Annotated in this window: 17 protein-coding genes and 1 pseudogene; 14 read left to right on the top strand and 4 right to left on the bottom strand. The window is 35.9% G+C overall.

Going from position 1 to position 15,616, the window contains the following annotated elements:
- Positions 1 to 55: 55 nt before the first annotated feature.
- Complete coding sequence (gene spoVK, locus NSS97_RS18670; protein ID WP_002014481.1) at positions 56 to 1,012, top strand: stage V sporulation protein K; 957 nt, start codon at positions 56 to 58, stop codon at positions 1,010 to 1,012.
- A gap of 31 nt (positions 1,013 to 1,043) precedes the next feature.
- On the opposite strand, the gene NSS97_RS18665 is transcribed toward spoVK, so the two are convergent.
- Both NSS97_RS18665 and NSS97_RS18660 read right to left on the bottom strand, forming a co-directional pair.
- Positions 1,044 to 1,181, bottom strand: a complete 138-nt coding sequence (locus NSS97_RS18665; protein WP_165927665.1) for a hypothetical protein — start codon at positions 1,179 to 1,181, stop codon at positions 1,044 to 1,046.
- Positions 1,182 to 1,280: 99 nt separating this feature from the next.
- On the bottom strand, positions 1,281 to 1,904 hold the full coding sequence (locus NSS97_RS18660; RefSeq protein ID WP_002014478.1) for a trimeric intracellular cation channel family protein: 624 nt from the start codon (positions 1,902 to 1,904) through the stop codon (positions 1,281 to 1,283).
- A 92-nt stretch (positions 1,905 to 1,996) separates the two neighbouring features.
- Between NSS97_RS18660 and hflX the strand changes: the two genes are divergently transcribed.
- From hflX to NSS97_RS18625, 7 genes are all read left to right on the top strand, one after another.
- On the top strand, positions 1,997 to 3,268 hold the full coding sequence (gene hflX / locus NSS97_RS18655) for a GTPase HflX (RefSeq protein WP_002069969.1): 1,272 nt from the start codon (positions 1,997 to 1,999) through the stop codon (positions 3,266 to 3,268).
- The gene (locus tag NSS97_RS18650; RefSeq protein ID WP_107886478.1) at positions 3,261 to 4,532 is read left to right on the top strand and encodes a methionine gamma-lyase family protein; all 1,272 of its coding nucleotides are present in this window, start codon (positions 3,261 to 3,263) and stop codon (positions 4,530 to 4,532) included. The genes hflX and NSS97_RS18650 overlap by 8 nt, the downstream gene beginning before the upstream one ends.
- A gap of 174 nt (positions 4,533 to 4,706) precedes the next feature.
- A complete protein-coding gene (glnR, locus tag NSS97_RS18645) occupies positions 4,707 to 5,096 on the top strand; it encodes a transcriptional repressor GlnR (protein ID WP_002014475.1) in 390 nt (129 codons plus the stop codon).
- Positions 5,097 to 5,144: 48 nt separating this feature from the next.
- Positions 5,145 to 6,479, top strand: coding sequence for a type I glutamate--ammonia ligase (gene glnA, locus NSS97_RS18640; protein ID WP_002014472.1), 1,335 nt, complete (start codon positions 5,145 to 5,147; stop codon positions 6,477 to 6,479).
- 293 nt (positions 6,480 to 6,772) lie between these two features.
- Positions 6,773 to 7,096 carry a PadR family transcriptional regulator gene (locus tag NSS97_RS18635; RefSeq protein WP_002066545.1) on the top strand — a complete coding sequence of 108 codons (324 nt, stop codon included), beginning with the start codon at positions 6,773 to 6,775 and terminating at the stop codon, positions 7,094 to 7,096.
- A complete protein-coding gene (locus tag NSS97_RS18630; RefSeq protein WP_107886480.1) occupies positions 7,089 to 7,631 on the top strand; it encodes an HAAS signaling domain-containing protein in 543 nt (180 codons plus the stop codon). Before NSS97_RS18635 ends, NSS97_RS18630 begins: the two co-directional genes overlap by 8 nt.
- Complete coding sequence (locus NSS97_RS18625) at positions 7,632 to 8,435, top strand: DUF4097 family beta strand repeat-containing protein (RefSeq protein WP_341113747.1); 804 nt, start codon at positions 7,632 to 7,634, stop codon at positions 8,433 to 8,435.
- Between the two features lie 103 nt (positions 8,436 to 8,538).
- Here the strand turns inward: NSS97_RS18625 and lexA are convergent, their stop codons facing one another.
- Positions 8,539 to 9,153, bottom strand: a complete 615-nt coding sequence (gene lexA, locus NSS97_RS18620; protein ID WP_002087894.1) for a transcriptional repressor LexA — start codon at positions 9,151 to 9,153, stop codon at positions 8,539 to 8,541.
- Positions 9,154 to 9,294: 141 nt separating this feature from the next.
- Here lexA and NSS97_RS18615 point away from each other — a divergent pair, with 141 nt between their 5' ends.
- On the top strand, positions 9,295 to 9,951 hold the full coding sequence (locus NSS97_RS18615; protein WP_002128580.1) for a YneB family resolvase-like protein: 657 nt from the start codon (positions 9,295 to 9,297) through the stop codon (positions 9,949 to 9,951).
- 45 nt (positions 9,952 to 9,996) lie between these two features.
- Positions 9,997 to 10,236: a DUF896 domain-containing protein gene (locus tag NSS97_RS18610; RefSeq protein ID WP_002014431.1), complete on the top strand. Its 240-nt coding sequence runs from the start codon at positions 9,997 to 9,999 to the stop codon at positions 10,234 to 10,236.
- A 40-nt stretch (positions 10,237 to 10,276) separates the two neighbouring features.
- Here NSS97_RS18610 and NSS97_RS18605 read toward each other — a convergent pair whose 3' ends face one another.
- Complete coding sequence (locus tag NSS97_RS18605) at positions 10,277 to 11,860, bottom strand: bifunctional metallophosphatase/5'-nucleotidase (protein WP_341113744.1); 1,584 nt, start codon at positions 11,858 to 11,860, stop codon at positions 10,277 to 10,279.
- Positions 11,861 to 12,045: 185 nt separating this feature from the next.
- Between NSS97_RS18605 and NSS97_RS18600 the strand changes: the two genes are divergently transcribed.
- The 4 genes and pseudogenes from NSS97_RS18600 (at position 12,046) to phnE (NSS97_RS18585) (ending at position 15,446) form a co-directional block, all read left to right on the top strand.
- On the top strand, positions 12,046 to 12,984 hold the full coding sequence (locus tag NSS97_RS18600; protein ID WP_002137777.1) for a phosphate/phosphite/phosphonate ABC transporter substrate-binding protein: 939 nt from the start codon (positions 12,046 to 12,048) through the stop codon (positions 12,982 to 12,984).
- A 95-nt stretch (positions 12,985 to 13,079) separates the two neighbouring features.
- The gene (gene phnC / locus NSS97_RS18595) at positions 13,080 to 13,853 is read left to right on the top strand and encodes a phosphonate ABC transporter ATP-binding protein (protein WP_002033479.1); all 774 of its coding nucleotides are present in this window, start codon (positions 13,080 to 13,082) and stop codon (positions 13,851 to 13,853) included.
- Positions 13,850 to 14,644, top strand: a complete 795-nt coding sequence (phnE, locus tag NSS97_RS18590) for a phosphonate ABC transporter, permease protein PhnE (RefSeq protein ID WP_341113742.1) — start codon at positions 13,850 to 13,852, stop codon at positions 14,642 to 14,644. Before phnC ends, phnE (NSS97_RS18590) begins: the two co-directional genes overlap by 4 nt.
- A pseudogene (gene phnE, locus NSS97_RS18585) lies at positions 14,644 to 15,446 on the top strand (phosphonate ABC transporter, permease protein PhnE). The gene phnE (NSS97_RS18590) and the pseudogene phnE (NSS97_RS18585) overlap by 1 nt, the downstream one beginning before the upstream one ends.
- The last annotated feature ends 170 nt before the right edge of the window (positions 15,447 to 15,616 follow it).

Raw genomic sequence — 15,616 nt, 5'->3', positions numbered from 1 at the left:
TGCAAGAGGGACTGGAATAATAATATTTGGTGAGTGGATAAAATGAGGTGATTGTATGGAACAATCGATGCGTAAGAAAAATAACAATCAAATTAATATTGTATTAAACCATCGAAAGAAAATTTCGTTACCGGCATCAGAAAATAAAACGGTAATTTCAAGTGAAACCACTACTAAACATGAGATGTTGCAGAGAATTGAAGAAGAGATGGGAAAGCTTGTTGGGATGGATGAAATAAAAAAGATAATAAAAGAAATTTATGCTTGGATTTATGTAAATAAAAAAAGACAAGAGATGGGGTTGAAATCTGAGAAGCAAGTGCTTCACATGTTATTTAGGGGGAATCCCGGTACTGGGAAGACAACCGTTGCTAGAATGATAGGGAAATTGTTGTTTGAGATGAATATTTTATCGAAGGGGCATTTAGTTGAAGCAGAACGTGCTGATCTTGTGGGGGAGTATATCGGTCATACAGCGCAAAAGACGAGAGATTTAATAAAAAAGGCCATGGGAGGTATTTTGTTTATTGATGAGGCGTATTCTTTAGCGCGGGGGGGAGAGAAGGATTTTGGGAAGGAAGCTATTGATACACTTGTGAAGCATATGGAAGATAAGCAGCACGGTTTTGTATTAATTTTAGCTGGATATTCAAGAGAGATGAATCATTTTCTTTCATTAAATCCAGGGTTACAATCTCGTTTTCCATTTATTATTGAATTTGCGGATTACTCGGTAAATCAGCTGTTGGAAATTGGAAAGAGAATGTATGAGGAGCGTGAATATCAGTTATCTAAAGAAGCGGAGTGGAAATTTCGAGATCATTTACATGCGGTAAAGTATTCGTCGCAAATTACATCGTTTAGTAATGGGCGATACGTACGGAATATTGTTGAAAAATCGATTCGTACACAAGCTATGCGATTGTTACAAGAGGATACGTATGATAAATATGATTTAATTGGGATATCAAGTATGGATTTAATGCTTGAAGAGGAGACGCACAGTACGTAAACTGTGCGTCTGTTTTTATGCATAAGTTCGTTTACTCTTTTTTTGCTTTTTCTTGGTGAGTTTTATGAAGACGTTCCATTTTAGCGCTCTTTTCGTGCGCTGAATTTGAATCATGTCCAAATTGGTTTACTGAGCTTTTTTGAGCTCCTTTATTAACATGGTTTGTCATTTGCATTCACCTCGCTTTAAAAATTAGTATAAACATTATGTAAAGAAAAACTCGTTAGAAAAGAAAAACCTCTTTACGATATGTAAAGAGGTTAGATTGCTATTTATGCATTGAGCGCTCCTTTGTATCGATGCGTCTATGCGGTAAATGCCATTTGTAATGAATAGAAACCATGCGGAAGCAAACAATTAAAATGAATAAGGTGTATAGAGCCCAATCGCTAACGATGACTTTAGCGCCAATCAAAAAACCGGCTAAAATCGTCCAAAACGCATATACATCAGCTCGAAGGACGAGAGGTTTTCTACGTGCTAAAAGATCACGAATAATACCGCCGCCAATGCCAGTTAAAACAGCAGCTACAATTGTAGCGCTAATTGGTAAATTTAATTTTTGGGCGTATAGAGCTCCTTGTACGGCGAACGCTGATAAGCCGATGGCATCTGTGATGTTTTCCCACTTTTTCCAATGCTTAATTAATTTATTAGGAAAAAGAAAAATAATCGTCATTGATAATAGTGCGATTTGGAATAACATGTCTTGTTGCCAAAACGCGACGATTGGATAACCGATTAATAAATTACGAAGGGCACCTCCCCCAAATGCGGTTGCCATTCCTAAAATATATACCCCGAAAATATCATAATCCTCTTCCATTGCAACAATGGCTCCGCTTAGTGCGAAAGCGATTGTGCCTATGATGCTAAAAATCTCCCATGCCATGAATTTTCTCCCCCGCTAACTAGATGAAATGTGCTTCCTCTGCTATTATATTAGAAGGTTTAAATTTCGAAAAGGATGAGTGAACATATTTGATGGAAGAAAAAGAAAAAATCATATTAGTTGGCTGTCAATTGCCACAAGATGATGATGAAAAATTTATGCATTCCATGAAAGAGCTTGCATCGCTAGCGAAAACTGCGCGAGCGGAAGTGTTAGTATCAACGACGCAAAAGCGCCCGAAGTTTCATCCGGCGACTTATATAGGAAAAGGTAAACTAGAAGAGCTTGCAGCGTTGACGGAAGAATTAGAACCAGCTGTTATTGTTTTTAATAATGAGTTAACACCAAGTCAAATTCGGAATTTATCTTCAGTATTAGATGCGAGAGTGATTGACCGAACGCAGTTAATACTAGATATTTTTGCGCAACGTGCGAAATCGAGAGAGGGTAAGCTTCAAGTAGAATTAGCTCAATTGCAGTATACAATGCCGCGCCTTATGGGACAAGGTCTTGCTTTATCACGTCTTGGTGGTGGAATTGGTACAAGGGGACCAGGAGAGACGAAGCTTGAGACAGATCGTCGTCATATTCGATCTCGTATTGATGAAATAAAGAGACAACTTGCGGTTGTTGTGGAGCATCGAAAGAGATATCGTGAGAGAAGAAAAGATAATAAAGTGTTTCAAGTTGCGTTAATTGGGTATACAAATGCAGGAAAATCTACGTTGTTTAATAGATTAACGGAAGCTGATACGTTTGAAGAAAACTTATTGTTTGCAACGCTAGATCCGACGACAAGAAAGATGCCGTTACCTTCTGGTTATACAGTGCTTTTGACTGATACGGTTGGTTTTATACAAGATTTACCTACGTCACTAATTGCTGCTTTTCGATCTACGTTAGAAGAAGCTGGGGAAGCGGATGTTATTTTACATGTTGTTGATTCTGCAGATCCTAATTATGTAGGGCATGAGCAGACAGTAAAACAATTATTGTCGGACCTTGAAATTAATCGTATTCCTATTATTACGTTATATAATAAAAAAGATAAATTGCATCAAAACTTCATTCCATTTCCGAAAAGTGATTTCTTAATGACTAGTGCTTTTGAAGAAAGTGATTTATTGCGTATAAAAGAAGCGCTAGAAACGAAGATGAAGGAAGAAATGGATGATTATCAAGTGGAAATCCCTCCGAGTGAAGGTAGGTTATTAACGCTTTTAAAGACAGAAACAATATTAACTAAAATGGAGTTTCTAGAAGATAAATTTGTATATGATTGTACAGGGTATATATTTGCTCATTCATCGCTTAAGGGGCAATTAAAGAGATTTTTAGTGGAAGAAGGAGAAAATAATGTTTGATCGTTTGAAAAATGGAGAAAAAATTGCTCCAATCGTAAAAGAAGTAGAAAGTCAAATTACAGAAGTACATAAACGTGCGGATGAGGTGATTGAGAGTAACCAATTTCGTGTATTAGAAAGTTTTCGTAAACACAAAATTAGCGATTCGCATTTTATTCCGACGACAGGTTATGGGTATGATGATATTGGTCGTGACACGTTAGAAAAAGTGTATGCTGATGTATTTGGGGCAGAAGCGGGTCTTGTTCGTCCGCAAATTATTTCAGGTACTCACGCAATTTCGACAGCTCTATTCGGTATTTTACGTCCAGGAGATGAACTGCTATACATAACAGGAAAACCATATGATACGTTAGAAGAAATCGTTGGTGTACGCGGAAAAGGTGTAGGCTCATTTAAAGAATATAATATTGGTTATAACGCAGTTCCGTTAACTGAAGAGGGATTTGTGGACTTTGAAGCTGTTGCAGCTGCGATCCATAGTAATACGAAGATGATTGGTATTCAGCGTTCAAAAGGATATGCTACTCGTCCGTCGTTTACTGTTTCACAAATTAAAGAGATGATTGTGTTTGTGAAAGAGATTAAACCTGATGTTGTTGTATTTGTAGATAACTGCTATGGCGAATTTATTGAAGAAGAAGAGCCCTGTCATGTTGGTGCGGACTTAATGGCAGGCTCTCTTATTAAGAATCCTGGCGGTGGAATTGTTAAAACTGGTGGTTACATTGTTGGTAAAGAGCAGTATGTTGAAGCGTGTGCATATCGTCTAACATCTCCAGGAATCGGTGCGGAAGCAGGGGCATCTTTATACAGTTTGCAAGAAATGTATCAAGGTTTCTTCTTAGCGCCGCATGTAGCGGGACAAGCGCTAAAAGGTGCGATTTTTACAGCTGCATTTTTAGAAAAGTTAGGGATGAATACATCACCAGCTTGGAATGCACCAAGAACAGATTTAATTCAGTCTGTTCAATTTGATGATAAAGATCGTATGATTGCGTTCTGTCAAGCGATTCAATATGCATCTCCAATTAATTCTCATTTCACTCCATATGCAAACTATATGCCGGGTTATGAAGATGATGTAATTATGGCTGCGGGGACGTTTATTCAAGGTGCAAGTATTGAGCTGTCGGCTGATGGTCCGATTCGTCCGCCTTATGTTGCTTACGTGCAAGGTGGGTTAACTTATTCGCATGTAAAGATTGCGATTTGTTCTGCGATTGATGCGTTAATTGAAAAAAAACTATTAACAATTTCTTAAAGGAAAGCTGTCGATTTCGGCAGCTTTTTTCGTGTTAAAGTAATGATTTGTACCATTAGAAAAAAAACGAAAAAATTTACAAAAAAATCATGTAAGAAAATCTAACATCTATTGACACTAAACATAACATGGTATAAAATGAGAAACAGTTAAGGCGAAGGAGGAACTGAAACAATGAAAGAAGATAGACGTTCTGCTCCGCTGTTTCCAATTGGTATTGTAATGGATTTAACACAATTATCTGCACGTCAAATTCGCTACTATGAAGAGCATAATCTTATTTTTCCAACCCGTACAAAAGGGAATCGTAGATTATTTTCATTTAACGATGTAGATAAATTGTTGGAAATTAAAGATTTGTTAGATCAAGGCTTAAATATGGCCGGAATTAAACAAGTATTGCAAATGAAAGAAAATCAAACAGAAGCAGTGAAAGTAAAAGAAGAAACGAAAGAAATTTCAAAATCCGAGCTTCGCAAAATTCTTCGAGATGAACTACAACATACAGGTAGATTTAATCGGACCTCATTGCGACAAGGTGACATTTCAAGGTTTTTTCACTAAAGATAACTGATTCTGAAGGTGTTTAGAGGGACTAAGGAGGAATTTATAATGGCTAGGTACACAAAAGAAGATATTTTCCGTTTGGCGAAAGAAGAGAATGTAAAGTATATACGTCTGCAATTTACGGACCTTTTAGGGGTAATTAAAAACGTAGAAATTCCAGTGAGCCAATTAACAAAAGCTCTTGATAACAAAATGATGTTTGATGGATCTTCTATTGAAGGTTTCGTACGTATTGAAGAATCTGATATGTATTTATATCCGGATTTAGATACTTGGGTAATTTTCCCTTGGACAGCTGAAAAAGGTAAAGTAGCTCGTTTAATCTGTGATATTTACAATGCTGATGGTACTCCATTTGATGGCGACCCACGTAACAACTTAAAGCGTGTGTTAAAAGAAATGGAAGCATTAGGATTCTCAGATTTCAATCTTGGACCAGAGCCAGAATTCTTCCTATTTAAAGTTGATGAAAAAGGAAATCCAACACTGGAATTGAACGATAACGGTGGATACTTCGACCTTGCGCCGATGGATCTAGGGGAAAACTGTCGTCGTGATATCGTTCTTGAACTTGAAGAAATGGGCTTTGAAATTGAAGCATCTCACCATGAGGTTGCGCCAGGTCAACATGAAATTGACTTTAAATATGCAAATGCAATTCGCTCATGTGATGACATTCAAACATTCAAGCTTGTTGTAAGAACGATTGCTCGTAAACATGGTTTACACGCAACATTTATGCCGAAACCATTATACGGTGTGAACGGTTCAGGTATGCACTGTAACTTATCACTATTTAAAAATGGTGAGAACGTATTCTTCGATCAAAACGGTGATTTACAATTAAGTGATGATGCTCGTCACTTCATCGCAGGTATTTTAAAACATGCGCCAGCATTTACAGCGGTAGCAAACCCAACTGTAAACTCTTACAAGCGTTTAGTACCTGGATATGAAGCTCCATGTTACGTAGCATGGTCTGCACAAAACCGTAGTCCATTAGTGCGTATTCCTGCATCTCGTGGTATTAGCACACGCGTAGAAGTACGTAGTGTTGACCCAGCTGCAAACCCGTATTTAGTAATGGCTACATTATTAGCAGCAGGTCTTGATGGAATTAAAAATAAATTAACTCCACCAGCTGCAGTAGACCGTAACATCTACGTAATGACAAAAGAAGAGCGTGAAGAAGCAGGTATCGTTGACTTACCAGCAACATTAGCGCAAGCGTTAGTTACTTTACAATCTAATGAAATCGTATGTGGCGCATTAGGTGATCATTTACTTGAGCACTTCATTGAAGCAAAAGAAATTGAGTGGGATATTTTTAGAACTCAAGTTCACCAATGGGAACGCGATCAATATATGTCTCTATACTAAGAGAGAAAAAAGCCTTGATACTACGGTATCAGGGCTTTTTTTATTTATGGGCAAATATAAAGGCTTGTGAAATGAATTGGATGGGTGCCCACAAAAAGTCATGTGGATTATTTAAAATGCGTGCTAGCTATGAATGAAAATGTGGAAGTTGAAATATGGTGTGGATGTATTTAATTCGAAAATTAAGTATTGAAAAATATAGTACCTTGCAATAAACAATACTAAGTGGTATATTATGGATAAAATAGCTACCGTTTATTGAACAGTACTAAAATGAGAAAGGGGGATTGTCCTTGAACGTTCAGTTTAAAAAAGGTGTGTTAGAACTGTGTGTATTGGCACTTGTAAAACGTAAGGATTGTTATGGATATGAACTTGTTCAGCAAATCTCTAATAAATTTTTAATATCGGAAGGTTCTGTATATCCGTTATTACGTCGTTTAACGAAAGAGGGATATTTTCAAACGTATTTAAAAGAATCCACGGAAGGACCGCCCCGTAAATATTATCAACTAACAGAGCAAGGAGAGATGCAACTTACTTTATTAGTGACAGAGTGGCGTGATTTTGCTAAAGGTGTTCAAGAAATTATTGAAGGGGTGGAATGGGATGAGTAAAGAACGGTTTCTTAAAGAATTATCAAGTCATCTTAGAAAGTTACCAGAAGAAGAGCGACAAGATATTTTATTTGATTATGAAGAGCACTTTCAGTTTGGGATGGAAGAGGGGAAAACTGAATCAGAAATAATAAAGGGACTTGGCTCTCCGAAAGTAATTGCGAAAGACTTACTTGCGATGTATCGATTTGATGAAATGAAAAAAGATCCGTCGACTTCAAATGTGACAAGAGCTGTCATGGCAGCGGTTGGACTTAGTTTGTTTAATTTTATTATTGTGTTAGGCCCGTTAGTTGCAATTATAGCTTTTATACTTTCCTTTTGGGTCGGTGGGATTGCTAGTGTAGTGACACCATTTTTCGTTATTGTAAAAGTATTTATGGGCACTTTTATATGGTTGGATCTTTTCGTTAGTATAACGTTTGTCGGAGTAGGTTTGTTGTTATGTATTGTAGCTTATTATAGTACGAAGTGGTTTAAAAGATTATGTGTACGCTATGTAGTCTGGAACTTCAAAATGATAAAAGGGGAGTAGATGATGAAAAAGATATTATTAGTAGCTATCGCTTGTATCATTATTGGAGTAATAGGGATTTCACAAACATATGCAAAAGCAGTACAAACTGCAGAAAAAGGAGATAAAGAGGACGTAATTAAAAACGAAACGCTAAAAAATGTAGAAGTTAAGTTAGATGCAGGAGATATTGTTGTCCAAAAATCTCCTGATTCCTCTTTTTATGTAAAGCAAAAAGGAGACGTAAGTAAACAGGAGATTCGTATTGCTGAAGATGGTGATACATTAAAAATCATAGGGGAAATAGAAAAAGGTGTTTCATTTGATTTTTCATTTTACAATTTCGGATTTCAAACGCCTACATTGACTATATTAGTACCTGAACGTTCTTATCAAGAGATAAAAGTAAATTCATCCGCTGGACAAATAGAAATAAGTAATGTGAAAAGTGACCGCGTAAGTGTTGAAACACTCGCCGGAGAAGTGGATTTGAAACATGTAACAGCAAAGAGTGTGGAGGGGTCTACAAAAGCTGGTGAGGTGAATTTTAAAAAAGTAATAGGGAAAGTAACAGCAAAAACGGCTAGTGGGGATATAGATATTATTGATCATGATTCTAAATATGATTTAGAGGTAAGTTCAACTGCTGGAGATGTAGATATTACTTTATTGGAAAAACCACAAGATGCAGTTATAACTGGGCAAACTGCTGCTGGAGACGTGACAATTTTTAATGAAGACAATAAAAATATAACGATTGGTAATGGTAGTAAAAAGATTAGCGGTAAAACCGCTGCTGGAGATGTTACTATTGAAACGCGTTAATAATTAATGAAACGCATTCTTTTGAATGAACGGAAATCTATCAAAATATAAAAAGAAGATAATTACCTATATAAATAAGGGAATTATCTTCTTTTTATTATTTTTAATGTAAATCACGATATACGCCAATTACTTTTCCAATAACTGACACTTGTTTTAAAATAATAGGTTCTAGTGAAGAGTTTTCCGGTTGTAGACGGAAATGATCTTTTTCTTTATAGAAACGTTTAACAGTTGCTTCGTTATCTTCTGTTAAAGCAACTACAATTTCACCGTTGTATGCAGACTGTTGTTGGCGAACAACAACTAAATCACCATCAAAGATACCGGCTTCAATCATGCTATCTCCAGAAATGCGTAACATAAACACTTGATCTGCTCCAGCAACGATACTAGCTGGAAGTGGGAAGTGATCTTCTACACTTTCGACTGCTGTAATCGGTAAACCGGCAGTAACTTTTCCGATGATTGGAACTTGAATAACAGATTGTGTTTCCGTTCGGTTGTCACCTAAAATTTCAATTGCGCGTGGTTTTGTTGGATCGCGTCGAATATATCCCTTTTCTTCTAGTCGTGATAAATGTCCGTGCACTGTAGAACTAGAAGCAAGGCCGACTGCTTGACCGATTTCACGTACGGAAGGTGGATATCCTTTTTCTTGTACTTTTAGCTTAATAAAGTCGAGAATGTCTTGCTGGCGTTTCGTTAACTTTTCCATGTTTTCTAACACCTCGTTTTCTTTCATTTTTCTTATTATTAAGTATAACATGCGAAAAAACATTCTACAAACATAAGTTCGAACGAAAGGCAAATTTATGATACACTATAAGGAAAATATAGTGAGAAAGAAGGGTTCAAAATGAATGCAATTATTTATGCACGTGTGAGCACAACAAAAGAAGAACAGGAAACATCATTATTGCGTCAAAAAGATGAATTATTGCATTTAGCTGAGCGCTATCAAATGGATGTTACAAAGGTAATTGAGGAGCAGGCTAGCGGTTATACAATTGAACGTGATGGCATATTAGAAGTGCTAGATACAATTCGAGATGAACAAGTTGATGTACTACTTATACAAGATGAAACGCGTCTTGGTAGAGGAAATGCAAAGATTGCATTAATGCATTGTTTACATAAAGAGGGGATAAAAGTTTATACGCACACGCATAGTGGTGAATTACAGCTTTCAGATTCTGATTCGATGGTGCTAAATATAATTGGGATTGTTGAAGAGTATCAAAGAAAGATCCACAATTTAAAAATTAAACGTGGCATGCAAAGAGCAGTGGAGAAAGGATTTCGTCCAGAAAATAATTTGAAAAATCGTCATTTAAGCGTAGGACGTGAGAAAAAAGAAGTGCCAATTGAGGAAATTGTACGTTTGCGCCGGAATGAATTAACTTTTGAAGAAATTGCAGCAACACTTCGTGGTTTTGGTCATGATGTTTCAAAAGCAACTGTACATCGAAGGTATGTAGAATATACAAAGCAATTGCTTGATAAAGAGGACTAACTATTGTATGATAATAATCAGTTTTGAGTAGAAGGGGGATTCGAGATGCCAAGTCAAGAACTCATTGAACGCATTAACTTCTTAGCGAAAAAAGCAAAAGCTGAAGGCTTAACTGAAGAAGAACAACGTGAGCGCCAATCGCTTCGTGAACAATATTTAAAAGGATTTCGTCAAAATATGTTAAACGAATTAAAAGGAATTAAAGTCGTTAACGAAGAAGGCACGGACGTTACACCGGCGAAATTAAAAGCTTTAAAAAAGCAGGATAATGCAAAATTAAATTAAAAGATGGGCATAGCCCATCTTTTTTTATTTGTTAAAATTGTTATTTAATAACTTTCCAGTTTTCATTTTTTGTTGCTTCTATCCTTTTATGCTTCAATATATAGTTAGCGATAAGTTCAGACATATCTGTTGGTATGTCTTTTACTACTGGTTTATTTTGAAACATAAAGAAGTTCCCGCCACCGCTTGCACGATAATTATTCATAACAACGTCATATTCTTCATTCATATTAAGAGGAGCGCCTTTATACTGCAAAGACTCTACTCTCTCTCCAATTGGTTTTGAAATGTTTAATACATACGAAATCCCTTCCCACATATCGTAATTATAGTGTTGTGGTTTTGGTTCTATATAGGTAGGGTTTACGATGATGGTTCCATCTGCTTTTAATGTGAAATAAGAAGCAGAGAGTTCGAGAGCATCTTTTATATCCGCTCCGGTTATTCTAATTACTTTTAATGTATTTGGATAAATATAATTAGAAACGATGTCACGCATTGTTACATGTTTCGGGAAACCTGGAGATGTATTATGAAACAAACTTGTACAAGAAATTGAAACATTAGCTATATCCATCTGTATTTTATTTATGAATTCAATAAAAGGATGGTCTTGCAAACGTGTTTGCATAGCATCGGAAATTTGCATATCCCCATAAATTATTCCAATAGGTTTATCAAGCCAATTTTGTGTTTTTTCTTCATAATTGGCAACCAAGGAAAGAACATCTTGGTCTGCCACAATTCCTTGTACAGGCAATAACTCTGAATAACTCTCTTTTTTCACCCATTTTTGTTCTGCTTTTTCGAATGTTACTGTTACTTTTCCAACTGAGTGTCCATTGCATCCGGTCTGTAAAATTGTTACACCATTAATCACGGTGTGAGCGATTTCTCGGTGTTGGTGGCCTGTTAGTAAAATATCTATGCCTTCAATTTCATGGCACATTGCATATCCTTGGTTTTCACCTGTTAAAACTTCATTCGGTACTCCGGTTTGTAAATCACGTTCAAATCCCCCGTGATAGGCTACGACTAGTAAATCTGGTTTTTCATGTTTACGGATGTAAGAAACCCATTTTTTTGTTGTTTCAAATGCATCTTCAAATTGTAAATCTTTAATATGATGTGCTTGTTCCCAATGGGGGATGTAATGCGTTGTCACCCCTAAAATAGCAATTTTTATATTTGATTCAATATGTTTTATTATATATGGTTTCCCGAAATAAGGTTCTTTTCTGTTTTTATCTAAAATGTTTGCTGATAGATAAGGGGAATTTGCAGTAGTCACAGCATTATTTAATATATCCATTCCGTAATTAAATTCATGATTTCCGATAATTGCAATGTCATACTCTAAGTAGTTGGCTAATAAGGACATTGGGTTTTCCATATCTTTTTCGTATGTAGCGTAATGATAAGTAAATGGTGTTCCTTGAATGAAGTCCCCGTTATCAATCAGAAGAACGTTTGCATTTTGAGAACGTTCTTTTTTTATGAGAGTAGAAATTTTAGCTAAACCAATTTCTGCTTTGGAGTTATCTTGGTAGTGAATTGGATACACAGTACCATGTACATCGCTTGTTAATAAAATATTTAAAGTTACAATTTGATTTTGATTCAACGCCATTCACCTTTTCTATAGTTATCTTTCAATTAATCATATCAAATATATGAAAAGAATTTTAATGTGAATGTATAGAATGTGTAAAGATTCTGTAAATAAGAAATTATTTGTAAAAATATGTGATATATTTCTTCATGTTTATGGAAGGTTATTTTATAACAACGAAAAATGAAGGCATTAACATGTTGAAAAAAGTTTTTGCAATGAGCACAACAGTTGTACTAGCAGCGGGATTATTAAGTGGATGTGGAACGAAGGAATCAAGTGCAAGTAAAAATGAAGATACGAAAAAAGGTTATGTACCGAAGACGCTAAATGTTCAATTTGTTCCTTCTCAAAATGCAGATACGTTAGAGGCGAAGGCAAAACCATTGGAAAAGCTATTAAGTGATAAATTAAACATTCCGGTAAAAGTTAGTATTTCAACGAATTACAATACAATTGTAGAAGCGATGGCATCTAAGCAAGTAGATGTAGGTTTTTTACCTCCAACAGCGTATGTGTTAGCGCATGAGAAAAAGGCTGCAAACGTAATTTTACAGGCGCAACGTTTTGGGGTAGATGATGAAACTGGAGCTCCCACAAAGGATTTAGTAGATGTTTATAAATCAGAGTTTGTTGTTAAGAAAGATTCTAATATTAATAGTGTAAAAGATTTAAAAGGTAAAAAAATTGGCTATCAAGATGTAACATCATCAGCGGGTTATGTATGGCCTGCGGCTGTATTGTTAAAAGAGGGAATCGATCCGCTAAAGGATGTGAAACCTGTTACATTAAAGGGTCATGATCAGTCACTTATTGCTCTTTTAAATGGTGATGTAGATGCAGCTGTTGTATTCCAAGATGCTCGCAATATTGTAAAAAAAGATTATCCGAATATATTCGATCAAACGAAAATAGTAAAATTTACGGAGAAAATTCCAAACGATACGATTTCTGTACGTTCTGATTTAGATGCAGAGTGGAGCAAGAAATTACAGGATGCTTTCATTGAAATAGGAAAGAATGAGGAAGGGCACAAAATCATTAAAGAAGTATACTCACATGAAGGATACGTTAAATCTGATGATAGTAAATTTGATATCGTTCGTGAATATGGAAAGAAAGTGAAAACGCAATAATACATATGGAAATGGCGACTAACTGGAAAGTGTGTGATTTCAGTTAGTTTGCCGTTTTTCAGTTATTGATAATACATAGAAGGTAGGTAAGATGTGTGATAGAGTTTCGAAATGTTTCCAAAGTGTATCCGAATGGTACAAAAGGATTGAATAATATAAACTTGAAAATTCAAAAAGGTGAGTTTGTTGTAATGGTCGGGCTATCCGGTGCTGGAAAATCAACACTTCTCAGATCGGTAAATCGCCTTCATGAAATCACAGAAGGAGAAATCATTATTGAAGGGGAGTCTATTACTGCTGCAAAAGGAAAAGGATTACGACGCATGCGCCGAGATATTGGTATGATTTTTCAAAGCTTTAACCTTGTGAAGCGATCAACGGTACTGAAGAATGTATTAGCTGGGCGGGTTGGATATCATTCTACATTGCGTACAACGTTAGGTCTGTTTCCGAAAGAGGATGTGGAGCTTGCATTCCAGGCGCTGAATAGAGTGAATATCTCAGAAAAAGCATATGCACGAGCTGATGAATTATCAGGGGGACAACAGCAACGTGTATCAATTGCTAGAGCATTGGCACAAGAAGCGAAAATCATATTGGCAGATGAGCCTGTTGCTTCGTTAGATCCTCTGACAACAAAGCAAGTAATGGATGATTTGAAGAAAATTAATGAAGATTTTGGAATTACGACAATTGTAAACTTACATTCTATTGATTTAGCGAGGCAATATGCTACTCGTATTATTGGATTACATGCTGGTGAAATTGTTTTTGATGGATTAGTAGAAGAGGCAACGGATGAAAAATTCGCTGAAATTTATGGGGACGTAGCACAGAAAAGCGCATTATTAGAGGTGGCAGCTAAATGAATGAAGTGACGATATATTCGAAATCGATACCGAAGCCGCCGAGTAAATTGAAACATATGTTAACGGTTATTTTAGTTATTTTACTGTTGTGGGGTAGTAGTGTACAGGTCGACGCATCATTTTCAAAACTAGTAGTTGGTTTTCCGAATATGATGGATTTATTGAAGGAAATGGTGCCACCAGATTGGAGTTATTTTCAAATTATTACAACAGCAATGTTAGATACAATACGTATGGCGATTATTGGAACGACTTTAGGGGCGATTTTAGCCATTCCACTTGCACTATTTGCGGCAAGTAATGTATTTACTAGTGTATTTTTGTACAGTCCAGCTCGATTGATTTTAAATTTTATACGAACAATACCAGATTTATTATTAGCGGCTATTTTTGTAGCGATTTTTGGAATAGGACCACTTCCAGGTATTTTGGCTCTTACTTGTTTCTCCGTTGGACTCGTAGCGAAATTATTGTATGAGTCAATTGAATCAATTGATCCAGGTCCATTAGAAGCAATGACAGCTGTAGGAGCGAATAAGGTGCAATGGATAGTTTATGGGGTCATTCCGCAAGTGAAAGCGCACTTCGTCTCCTATGTACTTTATACATTTGAGGTGAATGTACGTGCAGCAGCTGTTCTAGGTTTAGTAGGAGCAGGTGGGATTGGATTATATTATGATCGTACACTTGGATTTTTACAATATCAACAAACTGCTTCTATTATTATTTATACCTTTGTTGTTGTATTGCTAATTGATTATATAAGTACATTGTTGCGGGAGAAATTATAATGAGTAAAACGATGATAATCATACCAAAACCGAAGAAACTGAGTGTAAATCGCTGGATTATTTTTATAGCACTTACAGTTGTATATGTATGGGCCTTTTCAGGATTCCCGTTAGAGGGAATAAAGAATACGGCGGGAGAAATTACAAAAGCCATTATGACAGGCGTATTGAACCCAGATTGGTCGTATGTATCTTTGCCAGATGGTGAAGATTTATTACACGGTTTAATTGATACGTTGGCAATTGCGATATTAGGTACATTTATTTCTGCTTTTTTATCTGTTCCATTTGCTTTTTGGGCGGCAACGAATATGAGTAGTGGAAAATAACTTCAGGAACTGGGAAATTTGTACTTAGTTTTGTTCGTACATTTCCTGAATTAGTTATGGCTCTTTTATTTATAAAAGCTGTTGGTCCAGGCTCTTTTGCCGGAGTTCTAGCTTTAGGGTTACACTCTATCGGAATGTTAGGGAAACTATATTCGGAAGGAATTGAAAATATAGATAAGGGACCGACGGAAGCGTTAATAGCAACGGGTGCAAATCGGTTTCAAATACTTTGGTATGCCGTATTACCACAAGTGTTACCGGATTTTCTATCGTATACGTTATACAGGTTTGAAATTAATGTACGATCCGCTGCGATTTTAGGTGTTATTGGAGCAGGTGGTATTGGTACGCCATTAATTTTTGCGCTTAGTTCACGTAATTGGTCTCGTGTGGGAATTATTTTATTAGGTATCATTTTAATGGTAATTATAATTGATTTTATTTCAAGTTCTATTCGTAAGCGGATTATTTAATTTGTTTTAAAAGCATCTAATTCAGATGCTTTTTTGTATTTTTAAAGGTTATCAAAAAAGAGAAATATCAGAAATTAGTATATGTGTATAAATATACAGATAATTATCTTTATTTTTAAAATAAAAACAATTAAAAAGTATGTCATATTGAATGCCCATACATTCCCTGA

The organism is Bacillus sp. FSL R12-0074, from assembly GCF_038005725.1.
Lineage (GTDB): Bacteria > Bacillota > Bacilli > Bacillales > Bacillaceae_G > Bacillus_A > Bacillus_A mycoides.
The sequence above is the reverse complement of the archived record's forward strand: the minus strand, read 5'-3'. Positions and strand labels throughout refer to the sequence as shown.

Coding starts and splice junctions, on each gene's coding strand:
- spoVK (WP_002014481.1), top strand. CDS start 56: ATGGAACAATCGATGCGTAAGAAAAATAACAATCAAATTAATATTGTA.
- NSS97_RS18665 (WP_165927665.1), bottom strand. CDS start 1,181: ATGACAAACCATGTTAATAAAGGAGCTCAAAAAAGCTCAGTAAACCAA.
- NSS97_RS18660 (WP_002014478.1), bottom strand. CDS start 1,904: ATGGCATGGGAGATTTTTAGCATCATAGGCACAATCGCTTTCGCACTA.
- hflX (WP_002069969.1), top strand. CDS start 1,997: ATGGAAGAAAAAGAAAAAATCATATTAGTTGGCTGTCAATTGCCACAA.
- NSS97_RS18650 (WP_107886478.1), top strand. CDS start 3,261: ATGTTTGATCGTTTGAAAAATGGAGAAAAAATTGCTCCAATCGTAAAA.
- glnR (WP_002014475.1), top strand. CDS start 4,707: ATGAAAGAAGATAGACGTTCTGCTCCGCTGTTTCCAATTGGTATTGTA.
- glnA (WP_002014472.1), top strand. CDS start 5,145: ATGGCTAGGTACACAAAAGAAGATATTTTCCGTTTGGCGAAAGAAGAG.
- NSS97_RS18630 (WP_107886480.1), top strand. CDS start 7,089: ATGAGTAAAGAACGGTTTCTTAAAGAATTATCAAGTCATCTTAGAAAG.
- NSS97_RS18625 (WP_341113747.1), top strand. CDS start 7,632: ATGATGAAAAAGATATTATTAGTAGCTATCGCTTGTATCATTATTGGA.
- lexA (WP_002087894.1), bottom strand. CDS start 9,153: ATGGAAAAGTTAACGAAACGCCAGCAAGACATTCTCGACTTTATTAAG.
- NSS97_RS18615 (WP_002128580.1), top strand. CDS start 9,295: ATGAATGCAATTATTTATGCACGTGTGAGCACAACAAAAGAAGAACAG.
- NSS97_RS18610 (WP_002014431.1), top strand. CDS start 9,997: ATGCCAAGTCAAGAACTCATTGAACGCATTAACTTCTTAGCGAAAAAA.
- NSS97_RS18600 (WP_002137777.1), top strand. CDS start 12,046: ATGTTGAAAAAAGTTTTTGCAATGAGCACAACAGTTGTACTAGCAGCG.
- phnE (WP_341113742.1), top strand. CDS start 13,850: ATGAATGAAGTGACGATATATTCGAAATCGATACCGAAGCCGCCGAGT.